Raw genomic sequence first — 21,661 nt, 5'->3', positions numbered from 1 at the left:
GGAGGAATGAAGAATGAAACGATCCGTGAATCAACTCACAAAGAGCCGGCCCTTTAAGCTAGGGTTAACCAGTACCGCACTTGCTTCCTTGTTACTATTAGCTGCTTGCGGTAGCAAAAACGCTGACGCCGCTACCTCAAAAAATTCCTCCGTCTCCATCCCCAGCCAACTGATGACCCTAGACCCGACGCAAGATAGCGACACCACTAGCGGTGAAGTCTTGAACAACGTTGAAGAAGGCTTGCTCACTGTTGGCAAACATAACGCCAAAGTCCCTGGCATCGCCACGAAATGGACCGAGTCAAAAGATGGCTTAACCTACACCTTCACCTTGCGCCATAACGCCAAATGGAGCGACGGCAAACCTGTCACCGCCCAAGATTTCGTTTATGGGTGGCGGCGCACTGTTGATCCAGCCACCAAATCTGTGAACGGCTATCGCTATTCTGGCATCGTCAATGCCGATGCCGTCATGGCTGGCAAGCAAAAGCCGGATGCTTTAGGCGTGTCGGCGCAAGGCAAATACCAATTTACCGTCAAACTTGAACACCCAATGGCCACCTTTTTGACCTTGATGTCCAATCCAGAATTCCTCCCCCAAGAACAAAGTGCCGTCGAAAAATATGGCAAAGCTTATGGCACCAACGCCGCCAAAATGACTTATGACGGCCCTTATACCGTTAAAAGTTGGAATGGTACCAATGATACTTGGACTTTGGTCAAAAATAATCACTACTGGAACAAAAACAATATCCATTTGAACAACGTCAACTATCAAGTGGTCAAAACCACCACCACCGGCTTGACCTTGTTCAAATCTGGCAAACTTGATCAAACCGAGATCGCTGGCACCCAAGTCAAAGCGGAGAAAAACGACCCTGCCTTCAAACAAGTGTTATCTGGGATCGGCACTTATGTGGTCACTAACGAAAAAGCGCCAAGCTCACCGTTATTAAAGAAAGCCTTCAATAACGTCAACATCAGAAAAGCGTTGTCCTTGGTCGTTGACCGTGACACGTACACGCAAAAAACTGCGGCTGACGGTTCGAAATCCGCATTAGGCTTCGTGTCTCGCAACCTTGGCACCAGCCCGAAAGATGGCAGTGATTTTGCCAAAGATGCTTATGTACAAGATCCTGCAAACAGCGGCGTCGCTTACAATATGAAACTCGCCAAACAATACTGGGCCAAAGGCTTGAAACAACTAGGGGTATCGAGCTTAGCCTTTACCTTCACCGTGGACGAAGACGACTCATGGGATACGATTTCTCAGTACTTGCAACAAACTTGGTCACAAAACCTTAAAGGCTGCAAAGTCACCTTACAAAAAGTCCCGAAGTCCACACGGGTTAAGAAACTGTTAGGTAGCGATTTTGATGTGATCTTGACGAGCTGGAGCGCCGATTACGATCCAACCACCTTCTTGGACATGATGACCACCGGCAATTCCTATAACTTCGGCGGCTGGAGCAGCGCTGAATACGACAGCTTAATGAAAACTGCCAACACTACTGCCGACTTACAAACCCGCTGGGATGCCATGGTCAAAGCCGAAAAGCTGTTAATGAAAGACCAAGGCGTCATCCCGTTATATCAAAATGCCACCAACTACATGCGCAACCCCAAGCTTACCGGCGTGATCAATAACGCTGCTGGTGGTGAACCTGGCTGGCGTGGCGTGGATCTGAAATAGGAGGAAACAAATATGAGTGAACAAGAAACTGTTGAAGCATTTGCCAAAACGTATTTTGACCAGCTGGCGCCATATGTACGCTTAGCCAGTGTATCAGCCAAACATGAACACATTGAAGAAACTGCCGCTTGGCTGGAACAGAAATTCCAAGCCTTAGGTGCCAAACAAACCGCCCAATGGCATGAATTTGGCGGCAGTCCGGTGGTCTTTGCCGAATTTGACGGGCAAAGCGAGCAAACCTTGCTGTTTTATAACCATTATGACGTGCAGCCACCAGAACCTTTAGATGAATGGCATAGTGAGCCGTTTGAACCGACTTTCTTGCCTGACGGTACCGTGCGCGCACGCGGGATCAGCGACGACAAAGGCGAATTGATGTGTCGCTTGACCGCTTTGCAGTATTTGCAAGACCATGGCGGCTTGCCTTGCCACGTGAAATTCATGGTCGAAGGCGAAGAAGAAGTGGGTTCCACGCATTTTAACCAATATGTCGACGCCCACAAAGCAGCATTAGCCAGTGACCTTTGCGTTTGGGAAGGCGGCAGTATCAACGAACAAGAACACTTCACCGTGAGCGGCGGCGTTAAAGGCATTTTAGCCTTTGATCTGAAAGTCCAAACCGCCGATGTCGACTTGCATTCTTCTTTAGGCGCGTTTGTCGACAATGCGGCGTGGCGCTTGATGGACGCTTTGACCAGCTTGCGCACGCCTGATCGCAAGCTCGCTGTGGCCGGGTATTATGATCTGGTGGCGCCCATGAGTGACAGCACCAAACAAGCTGTGGCAAACATGGATTTTGACGCAGAAAGTTTACGCCAACGCGCCGGCTTACGCACCCCATTTTTACGCGACGATCCTAAACTCGCCTTTGTCAACGAACCGTCCTTAACTGTCAACGGCTTTAATGCCGGCTATAACGGCTCTGGCGTCAAAACCGTCATCCCTAAAGTCGCCACCGCCAAACTCGATTGTCGCTTAGCCCAAGGTCAAACCCCAAAAGCTTGTTTTGACCTGATCCGCAAGCAACTCGACGCAAATGGCTTCAGTGACGTGGAAATGACCTTCAACCTCGGGGAAGATCCGCTGCGTTCTGATCTGGACTCCAACGTGTATCAAACCGTCACCAAAGTCGCCAAACAAGTTTACGGCGAAGACAACGTCAATGTTGTGCCAAATTCTGCTGGCGGCGGTCCCCAAGCGCCAGTGGCTGATGCCTTGAACGTCCCGATCGTTTCAGTTGGCTGTGGGTATTACGGCTCTGGTGCCCATGCGCCAAATGAAAGCTTGCGCGTGAAAGACTATCAAACTGGGACTTACTACATGGTCGAATTATTGCGGGCATTAAAGTAATGGCTGAGCCATAAAGCGGTCAAAGCACCGAGTAGAAGAGACCTGCCGAGTAAATCGCAAACTTTGTGATTTGCTTGGCAGGTCTCTTCTACGCAAATGCGTTGCTTTTTGGCTCGTACATCTCGGTAACTGTCGTGTTCATTTCGTAACTTTCGATTGCGTCTTGGTCTTATGCCTGTTCACACAGCGCTTTTACCACCGCGGCTAACGGTTCAACGCGTGGATCTTTAGGGTGTTGCAACTGCCACGCAATGCTGACGACTGCCGCTTGGGCATAGATCGTGGCCAAATACTGGTCCCCTTGCACCAATGGCTTAAACGCATCGGCGTACAATTGCACCAGTTGGGCGTAAAGATCCCCTGCTGGATGATGGATCTTCAACAAAGTCAACACCGAATCGGCGTTTGCTTGCAGCGTTGACACCACCTCAGACACATCTGAAGCGGCGGTGCGATCATCGCATTTGATCAGCGGCTGTACTTCTAGCGTGTAGCGGCCAACAATGCGCTCCAGCCAATCATCAAGATCTAAGTAATATTGGTAAAATGTCGAGCGGGTGATGTGCGTTTCTTCGCAGATCAACGACACGTTCAACTCGCTAAAGGCATGCGTTTTTAACAAGCTGAAAAAAGTACGATCAATCGCAAATAACGTGCGGCGCGTGCGTAAGTCAGACATTTTGAGTCACTTCCTTGTCATCAGTCTACCAACATGGGTAAACTTTGCCAAGCGTTAAGGCCCCTTGTTATAATTAATGTTGTTAGCTGCTTTGGACGCCTTAGGGCAAAGGAGGGTTTTTATGCAATATCCTCAGACCAAAACTGTTTTGAACCAACTGGTGGCCGACCTCAGTCAAATGGCTGCTGTCATTCACCAAACGCACTGGTACATGCGCGGGCCAGAATTCTTATTCTTGCATCCGCTGATGGATGAGTATCAAGACGAGATCAACGACCAACTCGATGCCGTTGCTGAACGCTTGATCATGATCGATGGTGCGCCATATTCGACTTTGGAAGAATTCGCGGAACATTCCGGCATTCAATCCGTTCCAGGGTCTTATGAAGCCACCATGGATGAACGCTTCGCTCGCTTGATTGCTGGCTATCGTCACTTGCAAAAGGTCTATCAAGAAGGGATCGATACTGCCGGCCAAGAAGGCGACGACTCCACGCAAGATATTTTGACTGGGTTCCATACTGCGATCGAAAAACGCATCTGGATGTTGTCGGCGCAACGCGGCCATGCCCCAGAAATCGATGATTAACGGAATGTCACCAGCGGCTCGCTGAAAAGCGAGTCGCTTTTTTAGTGCGTCGTCAACATGCCACAAGCGATAAATCGAAAGCGTTCACGCGGTTTCCCACTTGATCAGGCATAGAAAAAATTTATTGGTAAACTTTTACCAAAAATGGGTTAAATTTTAACTTAATATGTGTTACACTGATTTTGAGTTAAAGGAGGTGCGTGTTTATCGCTACTTTAAAAGATATTGCCAAACAAGCCGGCGTCGCAGTCGGCACCGTTTCTCGAGTATTGAACGGCGACACCACATTATCAGTTGCTACCGACACCCGCCAGCGGATCTTTGCCGCTGCTGAAGCGTTGAACTATACCAAACACCAACGCACACAGCCGCAATCTGGCGGCACTGTCGCGGTGATGCCTTGGTACACGGAAGCCGATGAAACTGGCGACTTGTATTACCGGGCGATCCGCTGGGGTGTTGAAAATCAACTGACCCAAGATGGTTTTGACTTGGTGCGGGTGTTTCCAGGTGACGACTTCCCTGAAACCAATGACTTGATCGGCATGATCGCGATCGGTAAATACTCACCCGCACAATTGAAAGCGTTTAAAGCCAAGAAATTACCTTTGGTCGTGATCGATCAAGATGTGCTTACCGCCGGCGTATCTTGCGTGGTGCCAGACTTTCAAGCCCCGATCACTGCGATCGCCAAATACTTCTTGGATGAAGGCCACACCAACATCGGCATGTTGGCCGGTCAAGAAGCCACCACCGATCAAGTCCCGTTACACGACTTACGCCCAGCGTTATTCTCCAGTGCGGTGATCGCCGCTGGTGGCACTCAACCGATGATCATCACTGGCAAATTCAACACTGAGTCTGGTTATCAAACCATGACCCAAGCGCTGGATGAACTGCCTGAAGACAAGCGCCCCACTGCTTGGTTCGTCGCTTCTGACACCATGGCGATCGGCGCGATCAAGGCCTTACAAGAACATGGCGTAAGCGTCCCTGATCAAGTTCGGGTGATCGGCTTTAATGATCTGGCAGTCGGCAAGTTTTTGACGCCGGCATTATCAACCGTCCATGTCGCCACAGCTGAATTAGGTCAAGCGGCTGTGCATTTATTAGCCGATATCCGCCGCGGCCAATACAGCCAACCTTTGAAGCTGACCATCGCATCGACTTTACAATTACGTCAAAGCTAACCTTAACGAAACGAGGAGAAAATCTTATGGATACCACTCAATTAACGCAAGGCTTCACCAAAGCTTTCGGGACTAAGCCTGAACAATGCTACTTCGCCCCTGGCCGCATCAACTTGATCGGCGAACATACCGACTACAACGGCGGGCATGTTTTCCCATGTGCCATCAGCCTTGGCACTTACGCCGCAGTGGCGGCCAACGACCAAAACGCCTTGCGCTTGATCTCTGGCAACTTTGAACAAAATGGGATCATTGAGATTCCAATAGACCAAATCAACTCCGCCGCTGATCACAAATGGAGCGACTACTTCAAAGGCATGGCCCAAGTATTGATCGCAAACGGCGCCAAGCTCACCCAAGGCTTGGATGTTTACATCTATGGTAACTTACCAAACGGTGCGGGCCTTTCGTCTTCCGCCTCTTTGGAACTGTTAGCTGGTAAGATCCTCAATGACACCTTTGATGCTGGCTTTGAAATGCTTGACTTGATCAAATTCGGCCAAAAAGTGGAAAACAACTACATCGGCGTCAACTCTGGGATCATGGATCAATTCGCCATCGGCATGGGTAAAGCCAACCGCGCGACGTTCATGGATACCAACACCTTGGAATATGAATCCGTCCCAGTTGAACTTGGTGACAACGTCATTTTGATCATGAACACCAACAAGCGCCGCGAATTGGCTGATTCGAAGTACAACGAACGCCGCAGCGAATGTGAAGAAGCTTTGGCCCGCCTGCAAACCAAGCTCGACATCAAGTCTTTAGGTGATTTGGATGCCGAAACGTTTGACCAATACAGCTACTTGATCTATGACGCCACTTTGATCCGTCGCGCGCGCCACGCAGTATTGGAAAACCAACGGACGCTGGAAGCCGTTGACGCGTTGAAAGCTGGTAAGTTGGACGCCTTTTCTCGCTTGGTTTCCGCTTCTGGGGTATCGTTAGCCTATGACTATGAAGTCACTGGCAAGGAATTGGACACCTTGGTGCAAACCGCTTTGAAGCAACCTGGCGTATTAGGTGCTCGCATGACTGGGGCCGGCTTTGGCGGCTGCGCCATTGCCATCGTCAACAAGAATGCCGTCGATGCGGTTAAAGCCGCTGTTGGTGCCGAATACGAAAAGACTATCGGCTATGCGGCAGACTTTTATGTTGCTGAAATCGCTGACGGTCCAAAGGCTTTATAATCTGTCGTTGTTTCACGTGAAACTTGAAAGGAAGATCATCATATGACAATTGCTGTTTTAGGTGGCGCCGGGTATATCGGCTCCCATACTGTGGCTCAGCTGATCAAAGCAGGCCAAGACGTGGTGGTATTGGACAACTTGATCACCGGCCACAAACGCGACGTTGACCCCAAAGCCCGCTTTTATCAAGGCGATATCCGCGATTACCATTTCTTGAGCCAAGTATTCTCCCAAGAAAAAATCGATGGCGTGATCCATTTTGCCGCTTTTTCCATTGTGCCTGAATCCATGAAAGATCCGTTGAAGTACTTTGACAACAATACTGGCGGTATGATCACCTTGCTAGAAGCGATGCATCAATTCGGCATCAAAAAGATCGTCTTCTCCTCTACTGCCGCCACTTACGGCGAACCTAAGCAAGTGCCGATCCATGAAGATGACCCGCAAGTGCCAACTAACCCTTATGGCGAATCCAAACTCGCCATGGAAAAGATCATCAAATGGGCGGACGTCGCTTATGGGATCAAGTTCGTGGCTTTGCGCTACTTCAACGTGGCTGGTGCGATGCCAGATGGGTCCATTGGCGAAGATCACCATCCCGAAACTCATTTGATCCCGATCATTTTACAAGCCGCTGCTGGCACCCGCGATGGCCTGCAGATCTTTGGTGATGATTATCCGACTAAAGATGGCACCAACGTCCGCGATTATGTCCATGTCGTTGACCTTGCTGACGCGCACATTTTGGCGATGCAATATCTGGCTGATGGCCATGACTCTAATGCCTTTAACTTAGGTTCTGCCACTGGCTTTTCTAACTTAGAGATCTTAAATGCTGCCCGCAAAGTCACTGGCCAACCGATCCCAGCTAAGATCGGCCCGCGGCGCCCAGGTGATCCTTCAACGTTGATCGCCGCTTCTGATAAAGCCCGCACGATCTTAGGCTGGAAGCCGAAGTTCGATGATGTCGAACAAGTCATCGCCACGGCTTGGAATTGGCATCAAACGCACCCAGAAGGTTTTGGAGATAAGTAATATGAATGCTATCGAAGCTCACGCGAATTACTGCTTACAATTAAATCCCACGCTCACCCCAATGGATCGCATCTACTTGATCAACCGTGTGCGCAATTTAGTCGGCGACGCCACTGATCGCGTTGCAGCCAAAAGCGATCCTTTAGACAACTTAGATGCCTTAGTGGCAGGTGCTGTTGACAATGGCGCCATCGACGACTTAGGCCCAGCCAAGCAGATCTTGGAAGCGGAACTGATGGCCCTCGGCACCCCAACGCCTAGTGCGGCCAACGCCAAATTCTGGTCCGCTTACCAAGACTCCCCAAAAGCTGCCACTGACTGGTTTTTCCAATTGTCTCGCGCCAATAACTACATTCAAACTCGCGCCATTGCCAAAAATATCGGCTATACGACCCCGACTGAATATGGCGATTTAGAGATCACCATCAACTTATCCAAGCCAGAAAAAGACCCCAAAGCCATTGCTGCGGCAGCGCATGCCGCCAAATCCGGCTATCCGGCTTGCCAGTTATGCTTGGAAAACGAAGGCTACGCTGGGCGTTTGGACTACCCTGCCCGTGGCAACCATCGCATCATTCGCTTTGGTTTAGGCGGCAAAACTTGGGGCTTCCAATATTCGCCTTATGCGTATTTCAATGAGCATGCGATCTTTTTGGATGCGGTGCATGAACCGATGCACATCAACGGCCAAACTTTCACCAACTTATTGGATCTGGTCACCATGTTGCCGCATTATTTTGTCGGCTCTAACGCGGACTTGCCGATCGTTGGCGGCTCGATGTTGGCGCATGAACATTATCAAGGCGGCCGCCATGATTTCGCCATGGCCAAAGCTGACATTCAAAAAGCCATCACCTTGCCTGATTTTCCCAGCGTGCAAGCTGGCATCGTGCACTGGCCAATGAGCGTGTTGCGCTTAACGGCCAATGATCGCACGCAATTGGCGCAAGCTGCAGAACATATTCGTGCCACTTGGGCGACGTATTCAGATGAAGCTGTGTCGATCAAAGCCCAAGACGCTGACGGCACGCTGCATCACACCATCACCCCGATCGCTCGGCGTGTCGGTGATGCCTATCAATTGGATCTGGTATTGCGCGATAACCAAACTTCCGCCCAATATCCTGATGGCATTTTCCATCCCCATCAAGATGTTCAACACATCAAAAAAGAAAATATCGGCTTGATCGAAGTCATGGGCTTGGCGATCTTACCAGCGCGGCTGTTGACTGAATTAGCCGAAGTGCAAAAATACTTGTTGGATCAGCCAAACCAGATTGCCGCTATCCACAAGCCTTGGGCGGATGAACTCAAAGCCGCGCAAGCTTGGACTGCCGATACTGCTGAAGCCCAACTGCAACAAGCAGTCGGCAAAGTTTTCGCCCGGGTGCTTGAAGACGCTGGTGTCTTCAAACAAAACGCGCAAGGCCAAGCGGCTTTTGACCGCTTTGTCGCTGCCTTATAAGTGAGAAGTGCCGCTGATGATCAGTGATCGATCATCAGCGGTTTTTTTGACGATTTTAGCAGTAGTTTAAAGCTGATATCATGCAGTGTGTCTGCTAAGCCTGTCACATATTTTATAAAAATATTTACGTCATTGATTTGGCGAGGCCCTGACTTCAGCCAACTTTCGTAAACATCGCCACCAAGTGCTTTTCATCATCTATAATGTGAGCGCATCCACAAGGAGGGAGAAATATGAAAGTTGCAATTTTTTCGACCTGTATTATGGATCTGCTGTTTCCCAATGTCGGCATTGCCATGGTCGAAGTACTGGAGCGCTTCGGCTGTGAAACCGCCATGCCGGTCAAACAGATCTGTTGCGGGCAGCCTACTTATAACTCAGGATACATCGATGAAACCAGCAAAGTGATGCACAACGAAATCGACGCATTACTGTCCGTTGACGCTGACTACATTGTCGGCCCAGCAGGCTCTTGTGTGGCGATGCTCAAAGAATACCCCAAGCACTTAGCCAATGATCCGCTATATGCTGACAAAGCGCAGATCTTAGCGGATAAAACCTATGAGTTCTCCCAGTTCGTGTACCGCATTTTGCATGTGGAAAATGCTGGCGCGGAACTTAACACCACTGCCACTTATCACCGCTCTTGTCACATGACGCGGCTGTTAGGCGAGCGCACGGCGCCGTTTGAATTGCTTAAACACGTCAAAGGCTTGACCATGATCCCGTTGCCGCATTTGGAGAATTGTTGCGGCTTTGGCGGGATGTTTTCCGTCAAAGAGCCTGAGATCTCACGGCAAATGGTCGATGAAAAAGTCGACACTGTGTTGGCCACGCAAGCGCAAGTGTTGATCTCATGCGATCAAGCCTGTTTGATGAATATCGCCGGGCGCTTCAACCGGCGTGGCGAAAGCATCAAGATCATGCATTTAGCCGAAGTGTTGAATTCAAATGTCGATTTAACGCGTGTCACGCATATCGCCGAAGACGCGCTGGTTTCAGGAGGTGGAACTTATGCCGATCTCTACGTCTGATCACCCATTTACCACACGCCTTAAAGAAGCTGAAGCTGAAAAATTTATGCAACAAGCCGTCGCCAAAGCGCAAGATGCCCAATGGGATAAGCGCACCAGCGCCCGAGAAGACTTAGGGGATTGGCCGAAGTGGCGCGAATTAGGCGAGCAGATCCGCCAACATGTGATCCGCTACTTGCCAGATTACTTAGAGCGTTTCAGCGATAATGTCCAAGCGCGCGGCGGGCATGTGTTTTTTGCCAGCACCGATGACGAAGCGGCTAATTATATCCAACAGCTCGCCGTTGACCTCGACTTGCATCATATCGTCAAAAGCAAATCCATGGTCACCACGGAAATCGACCTCGACAAGAAATTACTCGAGTTACCAGATCGCACGTTGTTAGAATCTGATCTCGCTGAGTTTATTTTGCAAGAAGACGATTTTGACGAACCCACGCATATCGTTTTCCCCACCCTACACAAAAACCGCGACCAGATCCAAACCATTTTCAAAAAAATCGGCTATACCGGCACCAACGACCCTCAAGAAATGGCGCGCTTTGCCAGACGTTATTTGCGCGAATCGTTTCTGGCGGCGGATATGGGCATCACCGGTTGCAACTTCGGTGTGGCTGAAAACGGCTTGATCAACTTGGTCACCAATGAAGGCAATGCCGATTTGGTGATGGCCATCCCCAAAACCCAAGTGGTGGTGATGGGCATGGAGCGCTTGGTGCCGACCATGCAAGAAGCCGCGGTACTCGATACCATGTTGGCCCGTTCAGCAGTCGGTCAGCGCATGACCAGTTATGCCACATTTTGCGGACCAGCGACAGAAGATGAAATCGACGGGCCTGAGAACTTCTATGTGGTGATCGTCGACAATGGCCGTAGCAACGCGTTAGGCGGGCAATTCGAACAAGTCTTACAATGTATCCGCTGCGGGGCTTGCTTGAACGTATGCCCGGTATATCGCCATATCGGGGGACACGGTTATGGGTCGATTTATCCCGGCCCGATCGGCGCAGTCTTGTCGCCAGTTTTGCGCGGATATGAGCAATTCGGCGATCTGCCTTTTGCCTCAAGTTTATGCGGGGCTTGTAGCGAAACTTGCCCAGTCAAGATCCCGCTACATGAATTATTGATCAAACATCGGGCGGTGATGAACGACCGCTTGAAACTCGATCATAGCTTCAATAACACGGTGATGAAAGGCATCGGCATCGCCACTGGCAATTCGCCAATGTTTCGTATGGCCATGGATGTCGATCACGCCATGTCTGGGGCGATGGTCAAACATGACGAACCTAGCGTCAAGAATTTCATCAACCATCACGGCTACTTCCTGCACGCGCCAGGCATGGCCAAAGGCTGGACCGATAGTCGCGACTTGCCGCGGCCGCCAAAACACAAAGATAATTTCCGCAGTTGGTTCAAACACCATCAGGAGGCAAACCATGACTGATCGTGATGTGTTTTTAAACCATTTAGCTGAAGCTTCAGGCCGCGCGCGCCATCAGCTGGTCGACCACCCGTTCACCCCGATCAACGCCTTGCCAGCTACGACATTAAGTGACTTATCTGCCGATGAGCTGTTAACACTGGCCCAAGCGCGTAGCGAATCCGTTCATGTGGATTTTCAGATCACCACCAAGCAATTGCTTGGACAAACGCTAAGCCACTGGCTGACTGCGCAAAAAGCCAAGCACATTTTGTTGCCGACTGACCCGCGGCTCAGCGAATACGGCTTAGATGAATGGCTCGCCCATCTCACCCCAGCGCCAAGATTTTGGCAACCAAATGCCGGCCGCGCCACGAATCTTGACGCAGCTAGCCACGCTGATGCGGCGATCGCAGTAGGCGATTACTTATTAGCCGAATCTGGCACTTTAACGGTAGCCACCACGCGCGGACAAGGCCGGGCATTTCATTTCTTGCCGACGCATTATTTGGCGATCATCCCGCGCAGTCACGTGGTCGCACGCAGTTATCAAGCGATGCACGCTTATCGCCAGGCGCTGCAAAATGGCACCTTACAAACTTCAAACATTAATTTTATCACTGGCCCATCTAATTCTGGTGATATCGAAATGGTCTTGATCGTCGGCGTTCATGGCCCACTGACGGTGAGTTACGTGGTGATCGACGACGCATAGCGAACTTTTGAATAAACCGGTTTCCCCTTGCAAGTTTTCGCGGTATGATAGAGAAAACGCCTACATTAAATTGTAGTAAGCGAGAAAGGATGGCCGTAAACGTTAATGGACGGATTAGTATTAGCTGGTGGGACCTCGCGTCGCTTTGGCAAAGACAAAGCCTTGGCGCATTTTGACTCAGCGGCCATCAACAACGTGGCCCATGCCGTATTATTATTAAAAGCCTTATGCCAACAAGTGTATGTGGCTTGCAACAGCAGCAACCGCGCGGCGATCCAACAAGCTGTCGCTTCGCTTGGGGCAACCGTGATCATGGACCGCGAGCCAGTCGTTGATCGCGGGCCGATCAGTGGGTTATGGAGTTATTTTGCCACGTTGCCGCGTGCGCATGTGGATGTGTTGATCGTCGCGTGTGATTATCAAGGCTTGGATCTGCAAACCTTAGCGCCACTGGTGGCCGAGTTTGGCTACTTGAGCACCCCACAAGGCCCGCGCACCACTTGTTGTCGCTTGGATTGCGCGTTTACCACCTTAGAAGCGCAAGTGTTGCGGCAAGATTGGTCTTGGGAGCACTTATTGGCACTTGCCGGATGCCCACCGCTGAACGTCTGCACGCCGATCCAAGATATCGATGTGTATCAGCATGGCACCTTAAATACGCGACCAGACCCCAGTCAGCCGCGCGACGCGTGACACCAAACACAAACAGCTCGGCACCGCGATTCAGTTCGAATCGTGGTGCCGAGCTGTTTATTGTTTCAGCCAATGTATTTAAGCTTCCAATACTTGCTTTAAGAAAGTTTGTAACCGTGGGTGTTGCGGGTGATCAAAGATCTCAGTTGGCGTACCTGCTTCTAAGATCTTGCCATCGCCGAAAAATACCACGCGATCCGCAACTTCTTTGGCAAAACCCATTTCATGCGTCACGATCACCATGGTCATGCCTTGCTTGGCTAAGCGGCGCATAACGGCCAAGACATCGCCGACCATTTCTGGATCCAGCGCACTGGTCGGTTCATCAAACAGCATGATATCTGGATGCATCGCCAATGCCCGGGCAATGGCGACACGCTGTTTTTGACCACCTGATAAGCTTGCTGGCATAGCGTCAGCTTTATCCGTCAATCCTACGACCTCAAGGAAAGTCCGCGCTTCTTCTTGAGCTTCGGCTTTAGACTTTTTGCCTAATTCGATCGGAGCGAGTGTGACGTTATCCAGCACTGACATATTCGGGAATAAGTTGAAATGCTGGAACACCATGCCGATGTTTTCGCGGATCTTGTCGATGTTGTTGCCAGCATGGGCAATATCTTGACCATCGACATAGATCTCGCCGCTGGTGGTGGTTTCCAACCCGTTCATCATGCGTAAAACCGTACTTTTACCGGCACCAGAAGGCCCGATCAATACCACAACTTCATTGTCTTCAACTTTTAGATCCACGCCTTTAATGACATGGTTGTCACCATAAGACTTGTTAACGTTTTTCATTTCAACACGTGTTGCCATTATGCATTCACCTTCTTTTGAACATAGTTGGAAAGCCAAGTCAGCAAAGTAATGATGATCAAGTAGATCAACGCGACCATGGCCCAGATCTTAAAGCCTTCCATATTCCGCGCAATAATAATCTTCCCAGTTTGGGTCAATTCCAACAAACCTAATACCGACAAGATCGACGTGTCTTTCAATGTGATAATGAATTGGTTGACGAAACTTGGGATCATGATCTTGACGCCTTGTGGCAAAATGACCCGGCGCATCGCTTTGCCCCATGGTAAGCCTAAACTGCGTGCCGCTTCCATTTGACCATGATCGACGGCATCGATCCCGCCTTTCACAAACGCGGCGGTGTAGGCCCCTTCGTTTAACGTCAAGGTGATGACCCCAGCGATAAACGCTGGGATCTTCGCGCCGATCAAAGTCGGCACCCCAGAATAAATGAACAAGGCCAACACCATCATGGGTAATCCACGGAAAATGTAAATGAAAGTCGTGGATAACCATTGCGCTGGTTTGAGCGGCATCACGCCAAGCAAGCCGATCAACACCCCGATCACTGTGGCAAACACGATCCCGACGACCGTCAACCACAGCGTTTCGCCTAACCCAGACATCAACGTGCCCCAGTTAGACTTCAATAACCCGATAAAGCTGCGATCCGTTTCTTGCATCGCGGCAGTTTTTTTGGCTTGGGATTTCTCTGAGCCGTTACCTAAGTATTTGGCGACGATTTTATCGTATTGCCCGTTGGCTTTGAGCTTCTTGATCCCAGCGTTGATCTTTTTGCCTAACGTTGACGCTTCTGACGGCTTCACCGCAATGCCGTAGTTGTTGGCACTGGCCATTTTGAACTTAGATGCCAGTTGCAGTGAATTTTTGTAGCTAGTGGCGATGGCATATTGCATGACTGGCTTGTCTTCAAAACAAGCTTGCGCGTTATTGGTTTTGACGTTGTCATACACGTTATTGGAATCATCGAAGGTCACCACCGAAAAGCCATACTTGGCTTTCACCGAGTTGGCATAATCGGCACTGGCAGTCCCAGTTTTGACTGCGACTTTCTTGCCGCGTAACCCAGATAACGACTGGATCTTGGAGCCTTTGGCCACGGCCATGACCACCCCTGATTGATAATAAGGTGAGCTCATAAAGAATTTCTGTTGACGCTCAGGGGTGATACTCATGCCGGCAATGACCCCGTCGATCTGCCCAGCTTCCAAAGCTTGAACAGCGGCGTTGAAGCCTAAAGGTTTGATGTCGACTTTAAAGCCTTCTGTTTTAGCAACAGCATTCATCAAATCGATATCGATGCCGACATATTTGTTATTTTGATCTGCAAATTCGAATGGCGCAAAAGTTACGTCAGTCCCGATGGTATAAGTCTTCTGCGCGGCGTGAACCGGTTCAGAAGCCAACGACAATCCTAACACGACCATTAAACCGGCGAACAAGGTGGACCAAAGCCACTTACGTTTCATATAACACACCACTTTCTGAAAATTTTCAATCTACTTCAAATTTTAACGGGTTTTGCGTGATCTGTCCAGAAATCATGTCACCTTATCTCACAGCGATCACCGCTGGAATGCTGAAAAATCGCGCCGTCAGCCGGCCTCAGCGTTAACTTAAGTGACTTTGAGCAGATCGTCGATTGGTGACATTTTTTTAGAAAAAAAGGTTGACTTTAATAATTCCCTTAGGTATTATGTGAGCATGGTTAGAAAATAATGAGATGCGTTGAAGAACTTAAGGACGAGCCTAAGGGAACGGCTTAGAAAGCGTGGCTGCTGAAAACACGTGCGATCCCCTAGGTAAAAGCTAAGTTTGAGCATCAATGGGCAGTCGCCACTATTCGACTATCGAGCAATAAATGAAGGTGGTACCGCGCAAACGCGCCCTTTAGCAGGAATGCTAAGGGGCGCGTTTTTTTTCACCATTTTCAAAGACAGCCAACCAAACGAAGGGAAGTACATATTATGACAAAATATACAGTGATCGGCGCAGGCGCCATGGGCCTTCGCTATGGGGTCTTGATCCAAGAACGTACTGGTAACCAAGTTGACTTCATTGATACTTGGGAACCAAGCGTCAACACCATCAAGGAACAACAAGGCACTTGGGTATCGCGTGACCACAAAGACAAGCACATGGTCCCGATCAACATTTCCTTCCCAGAAGACTATACCGGCGACCCTGATGTGTGGATCATTTTCGTCAAGCAAATGCAATTGGCTGAAGTGTTGAAGCGCTGCGCCCCATTGTTTAAGTCTCATCAATATGTTTTCTCCGCAATGAACGGGATGGGTCATATCGATAAGATCTCTGAATACTTCCCAGACGACCACATCGTCGGCGGCACTGCCATGATCGCCACTGTTTTGAACGGCCCTGGCGATGTCGATTTCATGGGTGCCCCACGCACCGGCGTCATGCATTTGTGCAACAAAACTGAAAAAACCGACGCGATGACCCAACAAATGTTTGATGACTTCAAAGAAGCCGGCTTAGGCCCGATCTTAACGGAAAACTTTATGGGCACCTTGATGTCCAAAGTGGTGTTCAACGCCGTGGTCAACACGTTATGCACGATGTTTGAGATCACCATGGGTCAATTCATCGAATACCCAGGCGCGCGCGATATGGCGGAACAATTGATGAATGAATCGTTTGACGCTTGCGAACGCGCCGGCATCCACTTGGTTGAAACCCGCCAAGAAGAAGTTGAATCTGTTGATTACGTCTCTCGCGTGGCCAATCCATTCCATTATCCTTCAATGTATCAAGATTTCTCCAAAGGCCGCAACACCGAAGTCGACTACATCAACGGCTATATCGCCAAAATCGGCCGCGAACACGACTACATCTGCCGCACCCATGAGTTCTTGGTCCATGAAGTCCATATGGCCGAAATGATGCGCAAGTACAAGCAAGCCAAATAGTGTTCTAGTTTCGAATCTTCCTATATATCCGCAGCGCCTTGCCAGCGCTGCGGTTTTTTTGTTGCAGGCGTTCACGAAGATCTGGGGGCTGCGGCAAAAAGCACTCCGGCGGGCTGGTCATGGAACGCAATGACGCTCGTCGGAGCTAACTCGCAAAAACCGCGAGTGGATCTCCTTCTCGCTGGGGTCTAAGCGGTAAACCGCTATGACCCCCACGGCTGATGACCAGCCCGCCTACGCCCTTTTTACCTCCGCCCTCAGATCTTCTCCGCTAGTGGTACTAACTTACAGCGCCAGTCCGCGCTTCAACTTCAGTGGGGAAAAAATTCATCAACGCGGTATTTCACTGTCATGGTACTTGGCCAACCTCCCTAAGTGATCCCAATTCACCTGCACTGCCAGATTTTCTCAGATCGCCAAGTTAAACCTGAAAGGTCCAGGTTGCCGCTAGTAGGTATTGCCTACTAGCGCCTGAGCGATATCAAAGTATCACCAGTTATTTAGCGATAGCACGAAGGTCGTGTAAAGTTTGGGAAGGAACGGGCTCATTTCGCTGACGTATTTTTCTCCACTAGTAGGCAATGCCTACTAGCACGTTACCGCGGTGCGGAGGTCGTTTGAATTTAGGACGGAGGCGGGTTCGGCGCGGCATAGTGAGATTTCCGTTGGCGATTTATCGCCTACGGAAAGCCGCAGGGAAAGATCCGGCGGGTGGCGAGCACAGCGAGACATCCCGGCTAGCTTTCCCGAGGACCCTCACCATGCCGCGGCGAAACCCGCCGGAGTCCTAAATTCAAACGACCGGCCCTCCCAACGCAAAAAAAGCCTCACACAAGCATGACGCAAGTGTGAGACTTTAGATCATTCGTTATTAATATCCAACACCGTATAACCACGGAAGCTGGCTAAGTTGCGGCTGGTGGAATATTCAATGTTTTCGCCAGTGGTCAACCAGATCACCTGCTCCACTTCCAACACCGGCTCGCCAGTGGTGGCATTCAAGTGAGCAACATCAAAATCTGTCGCCAACGTGGCATTGATACGCCGTAGCGCGCCGCCAAACTTCAAGTTCAAAGCTTGATGCAAGTAGTCGTAAACTGACCCTAACAGCACCTCACGGGTCAAGCCAGGCACCAGCTTCAATGGGAAAATGGTATGCTCCAACACCCGCGGCACCTCATCGATCTTACGCAGCCGATCGATCACGTAAACTGGCTCATCACTGGCCACATCCAGTTTCTTTTGGATCAATTCATTTGGTAATGACACATCGAATTTGATCACTTCCGAGCTGACATGCCCCTCGCCTTCTTGTTTGGTCAAGCCGTCAAAAGCTTCAGCCGGCGAGTCTGATGCATGCACCGACACATCACCTAAGACATAAGTGCCTAGTCCTGATTGTTTGTAGATCAAACCTTCAACTGCTAAGCCATCTAAGGCTTTTTTGATCGTCATGCGGCTGACGCCGAACTCTTTGGCTAAGGTGTTTTGATCGGGGATCAAAGATTTTGCTGGATAGACATTCATATGAATGCGTCGACGGATCTCATCTGCGATCATTTGATATTTAGGTGTCGCCATGTGTCCCACTCCTTTTGTTACCCATCATTATACGCTATCTGATACACTGTTTTGTCACCGTTTTGAGCCGACGTGTGCCCAATCACACGCCTGATGTTGCTGGGCTAGACCCACTTGCTTGTAAGCTTGCGGATACGCTCACAATTTATTGTATTGGTCTAATCTGAGTCGCGATGTAAAAAAAGAAGCCTTGGCGGGGAAAATGCCAAGGCTTCCTTTATTAAGTTGACTAGAGGCCAAGCAACTTTTCAGCTGCGGTCAAAACCTTCGCGCCATTCATCATGCCATAATCTTGCATGTTGATGACGTCCATAGGAATGCCTTTGGCGTCAGTCTTCTTCTTCACGTCGCCTTTCATGTACCCGACTTGAGGTCCGAGCATTAAGACGTCGACGTTACCGTTTTCCAACTGATTGTCGATGTCAGAGGCAGAGGTGGCAAAAATCTTGTAATCCTTACCCGCGGCCTCTGCCGCCTTTTGCATTTTTGAAACTAAAAGGCTTGTGGACATGCCTGCTGAGCAAGCTAACATGATCGTTTTTTCAGCCATAATATTGCCTCCAATTTTTGTTTAACACGTTTTCATTTATATGATAACGCTAAACAGTGGAAATGTTAAGCCTTTGCTTTTGCTTCTTCTTCAGCTTTGGCTTGTTCTTCGGAAAGCAAGTAAGCATCGTACTTCTTAGCAAATGGGAAGTAGATCAATGCTGATTCGACCAGCACGATTGCTTGCCAAATTGCCATCTTCCAGCCGCCGATCAAGAAACCAGAAATGATCGGAGGAGTGGTCCAAGGCGCCGCAACACCATTCAGTGGTGGTACGATCCCAGACCAAATGACCAAGTAAGTCGTTAAAGCAACGATAACTGGTGTCAAGAAGAATGGTACAGCCAGCCATGGGTTCATGACCAAAGGTAAACCGAACAGGAATGGTTCGTTGATGTTGAAGATCGCAGGTACGGCTTCAATTTTACCAATGGACTTGAGTTGGATAGACTTAGCAAAGAACAAGGTGAAGATCACAAGCCCGATGGTGATACCAGAACCAGTCAGGTTAATGAAGTTGTTGTAGAATTCGTTAGTTACAATGTGCGCACCGTTGGCCAAAGTCAACTTGTGAGCAGCAGTCAAGGCCGCGTTATCAGCAGTGTTAGGAATCAACAAGCCGCCGGTAACGGCACCCATGATCATCCCACCATGGACACCGAAGAACCAGAAGAATGGCACCATGAAGGCAATGATCAACGCGCCACCCAAGGAATCGGAGACCCCTTGTAATGGTGTTTGCAACCAAGTGTAAACCAGTTGCAACAAGTTAGTGTTAGCGAACTTGGATAACAAGCCGTAGATGATCATCGCAACAGTTAAGATAATACCAGCAGGGATCATTGCAGAGAACTGGCCAGCAACGTTGGCAGGCACTTGTTCTGGCAACTTGATCTGCCAGCCGGCTTTCATCATTGAAGTGTAAGTCCAGCCGACTAACAACCCAACGATGATGGCACCGATCATGCCCTGACCGCCTAACCAAGTCAAGTTGATAACGCCGGTAACATCTTTGCTCATAAAGGCTTGCACAGCGGCAGGCGCTTTACCGATGAAGTTAGATAATTGAGTACCAGTCCATACGACTTTACCAGCCGCATCAGTGACACCAGTACCAGTCTTGCCCATCGCAGCAACCAATGGGTTAGCGATGGATAAGGATTGGATCAAGATGAAGGTAGCTAAACTGGTCAAGCCAGCTGGCAGTGCTTCAACTTTTTCGTTACGGGCGTAGACATACGCGATACCTACAGCCGCCCATACAGACATGATCGCGAAACTTGCGGTGTATGCCTGGTTAAAAATAGCGCCCCAACCCGATGCCGTAATTGCAGCAGATACTGCAGGAATCGGGATGTTGTTCAAGATCAAGAAGATCGACCCAATAATGATGAATGGCATAGAATAAACGATACCATCCTTCAACGCCGTAATGGCCTTGGTGTTGACGAACTTCATGATCGCAGGAAAGATTGTTTCGTTCAGTGCTTTAGAAAAGCCACTTTGCTTTTTCTTACTTTCCATATTGATTCATCTCCGTTTCAACCAAAATATGATAGCGTACCTAAGTGCTCACTTAGGTAAAAATAAAACTGTGTTCCCCCCAGAACTGATCCTACGTTGCTTGCCCCACCTCCTAACGGTAGTCAATTTTTAAAGCGCAACCATTTACAACTAAAAGTATAGTCTTTAGGTACTGAAAGCGCAATCTAAAAGCGTATTCTTTTTTTAGGATTTGTCAGCGGTTTCATTTTCATTCAATAAAAAAGCCGCCATATCAGGCGGTTAACCGATTACCTATTCAGTATGTTTCCAACGCTAGACTTGGCGATATTCAGTAAAGCCGCGATCTGCCGGTAAGTCATTCCTTGTGCCCGCAGTGACACGATCTGTTGCTGCACTGCCACCGGCAAACCCCGGTGTTTAGTGGCTTTGGGGTCAACGGCCAGCGGCGTGACGCTTAACTCACAAGCCACACCATCGGCTTGATGGGCCACTTTTTGGGCTTCAAGGGCGGAATAAGTCAGCCACATTTCGTGGAAATCTTGTGTCCAAGCCGGCAATAACAATAAATTATCTGTTTTGAGGAATTCACCGTTTGTATTCACGACGGTATAGCGTTTTAAATCGACTTTGGCCATCTTGTTGCCCCCTTGTGCTTTACTTCTATTATAGCGCAGTTGGTCAAAGCCCCTGCGTTTGGCCAGAAAAAAGTGGCTGGGCCATCAAGCGGTCAAAGCATCGAGTAGAAAAGTCCTGACGAGTAAATCCCGGTCTTAGGATTTGCTTGGCAGGACTTTTCTACGCAAATGCGTTGCTTTATGGCGCGTACATCTCAGAAATTGTCGTATTCATTTCGTAACTGTTCATCGGGCCTTGATCTTCCTTGGTCAGAATCAGTCGATAAACTTCACGGCGGTGCCGTATGCGGCGACTGATTGCATGTCGCCGCCGATCGCCCCAGAATCAAAGCGCATCATCACCACTGCGTCAGCACCTTTGTTGACGGCTTCTTGGCGCAAGCGTTCGATGGCTTTTTCCCGTGAGTCATGCAACATGCTGGTGTAAGCTTTGATCTCGCCGCCGACCACATTCTTCAAGCCGGCACCGATATTGGAAAAAACGTTTTTGGATTGGGTGGTCAAGCCAAAGACTTCACCGATGATCTCATATTGACGACCTGGAATGTTCTCAGTCGTGGTCACTAAAATTTCTGTCATCATATT

General features: G+C 49.5%; 20 protein-coding genes. 12 read left to right on the top strand and 8 right to left on the bottom strand.

The window, feature by feature from the left end; genetic code table 11:
- Nucleotides 1-13 precede the first annotated feature (13 nt).
- Both ACKTSG_RS02075 and ACKTSG_RS02070 read left to right on the top strand, forming a co-directional pair.
- Nucleotides 14-1,693 (top strand): peptide ABC transporter substrate-binding protein, encoded by a 1,680-nt coding sequence (locus ACKTSG_RS02075; RefSeq protein WP_407891469.1) that lies wholly within the window; start codon nucleotides 14-16, stop codon nucleotides 1,691-1,693.
- A 12-nt stretch (nucleotides 1,694-1,705) separates the two neighbouring features.
- The gene (locus tag ACKTSG_RS02070) at nucleotides 1,706-3,043 is read left to right on the top strand and encodes a M20/M25/M40 family metallo-hydrolase (protein ID WP_407891467.1); all 1,338 of its coding nucleotides are present in this window, start codon (nucleotides 1,706-1,708) and stop codon (nucleotides 3,041-3,043) included.
- A 169-nt stretch (nucleotides 3,044-3,212) separates the two neighbouring features.
- Here the strand turns inward: ACKTSG_RS02070 and ACKTSG_RS02065 are convergent, their stop codons facing one another.
- The gene (locus ACKTSG_RS02065) at nucleotides 3,213-3,722 is read right to left on the bottom strand and encodes a hypothetical protein (protein ID WP_407891465.1); all 510 of its coding nucleotides are present in this window, start codon (nucleotides 3,720-3,722) and stop codon (nucleotides 3,213-3,215) included.
- Between the two features lie 121 nt (nucleotides 3,723-3,843).
- On the opposite strand from ACKTSG_RS02065, the gene ACKTSG_RS02060 reads away from it, so the two are divergent.
- The 9 genes from ACKTSG_RS02060 (at nucleotide 3,844) to ACKTSG_RS02020 (ending at nucleotide 13,056) form a co-directional block, all read left to right on the top strand.
- On the top strand, nucleotides 3,844-4,311 hold the full coding sequence (locus tag ACKTSG_RS02060; protein WP_407891463.1) for a Dps family protein: 468 nt from the start codon (nucleotides 3,844-3,846) through the stop codon (nucleotides 4,309-4,311).
- Between the two features lie 200 nt (nucleotides 4,312-4,511).
- Nucleotides 4,512-5,501: a LacI family DNA-binding transcriptional regulator gene (locus ACKTSG_RS02055; RefSeq protein ID WP_407891461.1), complete on the top strand. Its 990-nt coding sequence runs from the start codon at nucleotides 4,512-4,514 to the stop codon at nucleotides 5,499-5,501.
- Between the two features lie 26 nt (nucleotides 5,502-5,527).
- Nucleotides 5,528-6,691, top strand: a complete 1,164-nt coding sequence (locus ACKTSG_RS02050; protein ID WP_407891459.1) for a galactokinase — start codon at nucleotides 5,528-5,530, stop codon at nucleotides 6,689-6,691.
- A 42-nt stretch (nucleotides 6,692-6,733) separates the two neighbouring features.
- Nucleotides 6,734-7,726 carry a UDP-glucose 4-epimerase GalE gene (gene galE, locus ACKTSG_RS02045; RefSeq protein WP_407891457.1) on the top strand — a complete coding sequence of 331 codons (993 nt, stop codon included), beginning with the start codon at nucleotides 6,734-6,736 and terminating at the stop codon, nucleotides 7,724-7,726.
- A 1-nt stretch (nucleotide 7,727) separates the two neighbouring features.
- A complete protein-coding gene (locus ACKTSG_RS02040; RefSeq protein ID WP_407891455.1) occupies nucleotides 7,728-9,191 on the top strand; it encodes a UDP-glucose--hexose-1-phosphate uridylyltransferase in 1,464 nt (487 codons plus the stop codon).
- Nucleotides 9,192-9,424: 233 nt separating this feature from the next.
- Nucleotides 9,425-10,225 (top strand): (Fe-S)-binding protein, encoded by an 801-nt coding sequence (locus ACKTSG_RS02035; protein WP_407891453.1) that lies wholly within the window; start codon nucleotides 9,425-9,427, stop codon nucleotides 10,223-10,225.
- A complete protein-coding gene (locus tag ACKTSG_RS02030; RefSeq protein WP_407891451.1) occupies nucleotides 10,206-11,672 on the top strand; it encodes a LutB/LldF family L-lactate oxidation iron-sulfur protein in 1,467 nt (488 codons plus the stop codon). Before ACKTSG_RS02035 ends, ACKTSG_RS02030 begins: the two co-directional genes overlap by 20 nt.
- On the top strand, nucleotides 11,665-12,363 hold the full coding sequence (locus ACKTSG_RS02025; RefSeq protein WP_407891449.1) for a LutC/YkgG family protein: 699 nt from the start codon (nucleotides 11,665-11,667) through the stop codon (nucleotides 12,361-12,363). Before ACKTSG_RS02030 ends, ACKTSG_RS02025 begins: the two co-directional genes overlap by 8 nt.
- Nucleotides 12,364-12,468: 105 nt before the next feature.
- Nucleotides 12,469-13,056 carry an NTP transferase domain-containing protein gene (locus ACKTSG_RS02020; protein ID WP_407891447.1) on the top strand — a complete coding sequence of 196 codons (588 nt, stop codon included), beginning with the start codon at nucleotides 12,469-12,471 and terminating at the stop codon, nucleotides 13,054-13,056.
- Nucleotides 13,057-13,134: 78 nt separating this feature from the next.
- Here ACKTSG_RS02020 and ACKTSG_RS02015 read toward each other — a convergent pair whose 3' ends face one another.
- Nucleotides 13,135-13,872, bottom strand: a complete 738-nt coding sequence (locus ACKTSG_RS02015) for an amino acid ABC transporter ATP-binding protein (protein ID WP_407891445.1) — start codon at nucleotides 13,870-13,872, stop codon at nucleotides 13,135-13,137.
- Entirely contained in the window at nucleotides 13,872-15,302 is a 1,431-nt protein-coding gene (locus tag ACKTSG_RS02010; protein WP_407891601.1) for an ABC transporter substrate-binding protein/permease, read from the bottom strand. Before ACKTSG_RS02010 ends, ACKTSG_RS02015 begins: the two co-directional genes overlap by 1 nt.
- Before the next feature lie 540 nt (nucleotides 15,303-15,842).
- Here ACKTSG_RS02010 and ACKTSG_RS02005 point away from each other — a divergent pair.
- Nucleotides 15,843-16,805 (top strand): ketopantoate reductase family protein, encoded by a 963-nt coding sequence (locus ACKTSG_RS02005; protein WP_407891443.1) that lies wholly within the window; start codon nucleotides 15,843-15,845, stop codon nucleotides 16,803-16,805.
- Between the two features lie 861 nt (nucleotides 16,806-17,666).
- On the opposite strand, the gene ACKTSG_RS02000 is transcribed toward ACKTSG_RS02005, so the two are convergent.
- The 5 genes from ACKTSG_RS02000 to ACKTSG_RS01980 all read right to left on the bottom strand — a co-directional run bounded on the left by ACKTSG_RS02000 (nucleotide 17,667) and on the right by ACKTSG_RS01980 (nucleotide 21,658).
- Nucleotides 17,667-18,386, bottom strand: coding sequence for a GntR family transcriptional regulator (locus ACKTSG_RS02000; RefSeq protein ID WP_407891441.1), 720 nt, complete (start codon nucleotides 18,384-18,386; stop codon nucleotides 17,667-17,669).
- Nucleotides 18,387-18,615: 229 nt separating this feature from the next.
- The gene (locus ACKTSG_RS01995) at nucleotides 18,616-18,936 is read right to left on the bottom strand and encodes a PTS sugar transporter subunit IIB (protein WP_407891439.1); all 321 of its coding nucleotides are present in this window, start codon (nucleotides 18,934-18,936) and stop codon (nucleotides 18,616-18,618) included.
- Between the two features lie 65 nt (nucleotides 18,937-19,001).
- Nucleotides 19,002-20,459: a PTS sugar transporter subunit IIC gene (locus ACKTSG_RS01990; RefSeq protein ID WP_407891437.1), complete on the bottom strand. Its 1,458-nt coding sequence runs from the start codon at nucleotides 20,457-20,459 to the stop codon at nucleotides 19,002-19,004.
- Between the two features lie 269 nt (nucleotides 20,460-20,728).
- Nucleotides 20,729-21,076: a helix-turn-helix domain-containing protein gene (locus tag ACKTSG_RS01985; protein ID WP_407891435.1), complete on the bottom strand. Its 348-nt coding sequence runs from the start codon at nucleotides 21,074-21,076 to the stop codon at nucleotides 20,729-20,731.
- A 255-nt stretch (nucleotides 21,077-21,331) separates the two neighbouring features.
- Nucleotides 21,332-21,658, bottom strand: a complete 327-nt coding sequence (locus ACKTSG_RS01980) for a heavy metal-binding domain-containing protein (protein ID WP_407891433.1) — start codon at nucleotides 21,656-21,658, stop codon at nucleotides 21,332-21,334.
- Between the last annotated feature and the right edge of the window lie 3 nt (nucleotides 21,659-21,661).

Source organism: Lacticaseibacillus salsurae (assembly GCF_045862175.1).
Taxonomy (GTDB): domain Bacteria; phylum Bacillota; class Bacilli; order Lactobacillales; family Lactobacillaceae; genus Lacticaseibacillus; species Lacticaseibacillus salsurae.
This window is presented reverse-complemented; position numbering and strand designations above follow the sequence as displayed.

Coding starts and splice junctions, on each gene's coding strand:
- ACKTSG_RS02010 (WP_407891601.1), bottom strand. CDS start 15,302: ATGGTCGTGTTAGGATTGTCGTTGGCTTCTGAACCGGTTCACGCCGCG.
- ACKTSG_RS01995 (WP_407891439.1), bottom strand. CDS start 18,936: ATGGCTGAAAAAACGATCATGTTAGCTTGCTCAGCAGGCATGTCCACA.
- ACKTSG_RS01990 (WP_407891437.1), bottom strand. CDS start 20,459: ATGGAAAGTAAGAAAAAGCAAAGTGGCTTTTCTAAAGCACTGAACGAA.
- ACKTSG_RS02005 (WP_407891443.1), top strand. CDS start 15,843: ATGACAAAATATACAGTGATCGGCGCAGGCGCCATGGGCCTTCGCTAT.
- ACKTSG_RS02040 (WP_407891455.1), top strand. CDS start 7,728: ATGAATGCTATCGAAGCTCACGCGAATTACTGCTTACAATTAAATCCC.
- ACKTSG_RS02035 (WP_407891453.1), top strand. CDS start 9,425: ATGAAAGTTGCAATTTTTTCGACCTGTATTATGGATCTGCTGTTTCCC.
- ACKTSG_RS02020 (WP_407891447.1), top strand. CDS start 12,469: ATGGACGGATTAGTATTAGCTGGTGGGACCTCGCGTCGCTTTGGCAAA.
- ACKTSG_RS02000 (WP_407891441.1), bottom strand. CDS start 18,386: ATGGCGACACCTAAATATCAAATGATCGCAGATGAGATCCGTCGACGC.
- ACKTSG_RS02075 (WP_407891469.1), top strand. CDS start 14: ATGAAACGATCCGTGAATCAACTCACAAAGAGCCGGCCCTTTAAGCTA.
- ACKTSG_RS02060 (WP_407891463.1), top strand. CDS start 3,844: ATGCAATATCCTCAGACCAAAACTGTTTTGAACCAACTGGTGGCCGAC.
- ACKTSG_RS02050 (WP_407891459.1), top strand. CDS start 5,528: ATGGATACCACTCAATTAACGCAAGGCTTCACCAAAGCTTTCGGGACT.
- ACKTSG_RS02015 (WP_407891445.1), bottom strand. CDS start 13,872: ATGGCAACACGTGTTGAAATGAAAAACGTTAACAAGTCTTATGGTGAC.
- ACKTSG_RS01985 (WP_407891435.1), bottom strand. CDS start 21,076: ATGGCCAAAGTCGATTTAAAACGCTATACCGTCGTGAATACAAACGGT.
- galE (WP_407891457.1), top strand. CDS start 6,734: ATGACAATTGCTGTTTTAGGTGGCGCCGGGTATATCGGCTCCCATACT.
- ACKTSG_RS02030 (WP_407891451.1), top strand. CDS start 10,206: ATGCCGATCTCTACGTCTGATCACCCATTTACCACACGCCTTAAAGAA.
- ACKTSG_RS01980 (WP_407891433.1), bottom strand. CDS start 21,658: ATGATGACAGAAATTTTAGTGACCACGACTGAGAACATTCCAGGTCGT.
- ACKTSG_RS02070 (WP_407891467.1), top strand. CDS start 1,706: ATGAGTGAACAAGAAACTGTTGAAGCATTTGCCAAAACGTATTTTGAC.
- ACKTSG_RS02025 (WP_407891449.1), top strand. CDS start 11,665: ATGACTGATCGTGATGTGTTTTTAAACCATTTAGCTGAAGCTTCAGGC.
- ACKTSG_RS02065 (WP_407891465.1), bottom strand. CDS start 3,722: ATGTCTGACTTACGCACGCGCCGCACGTTATTTGCGATTGATCGTACT.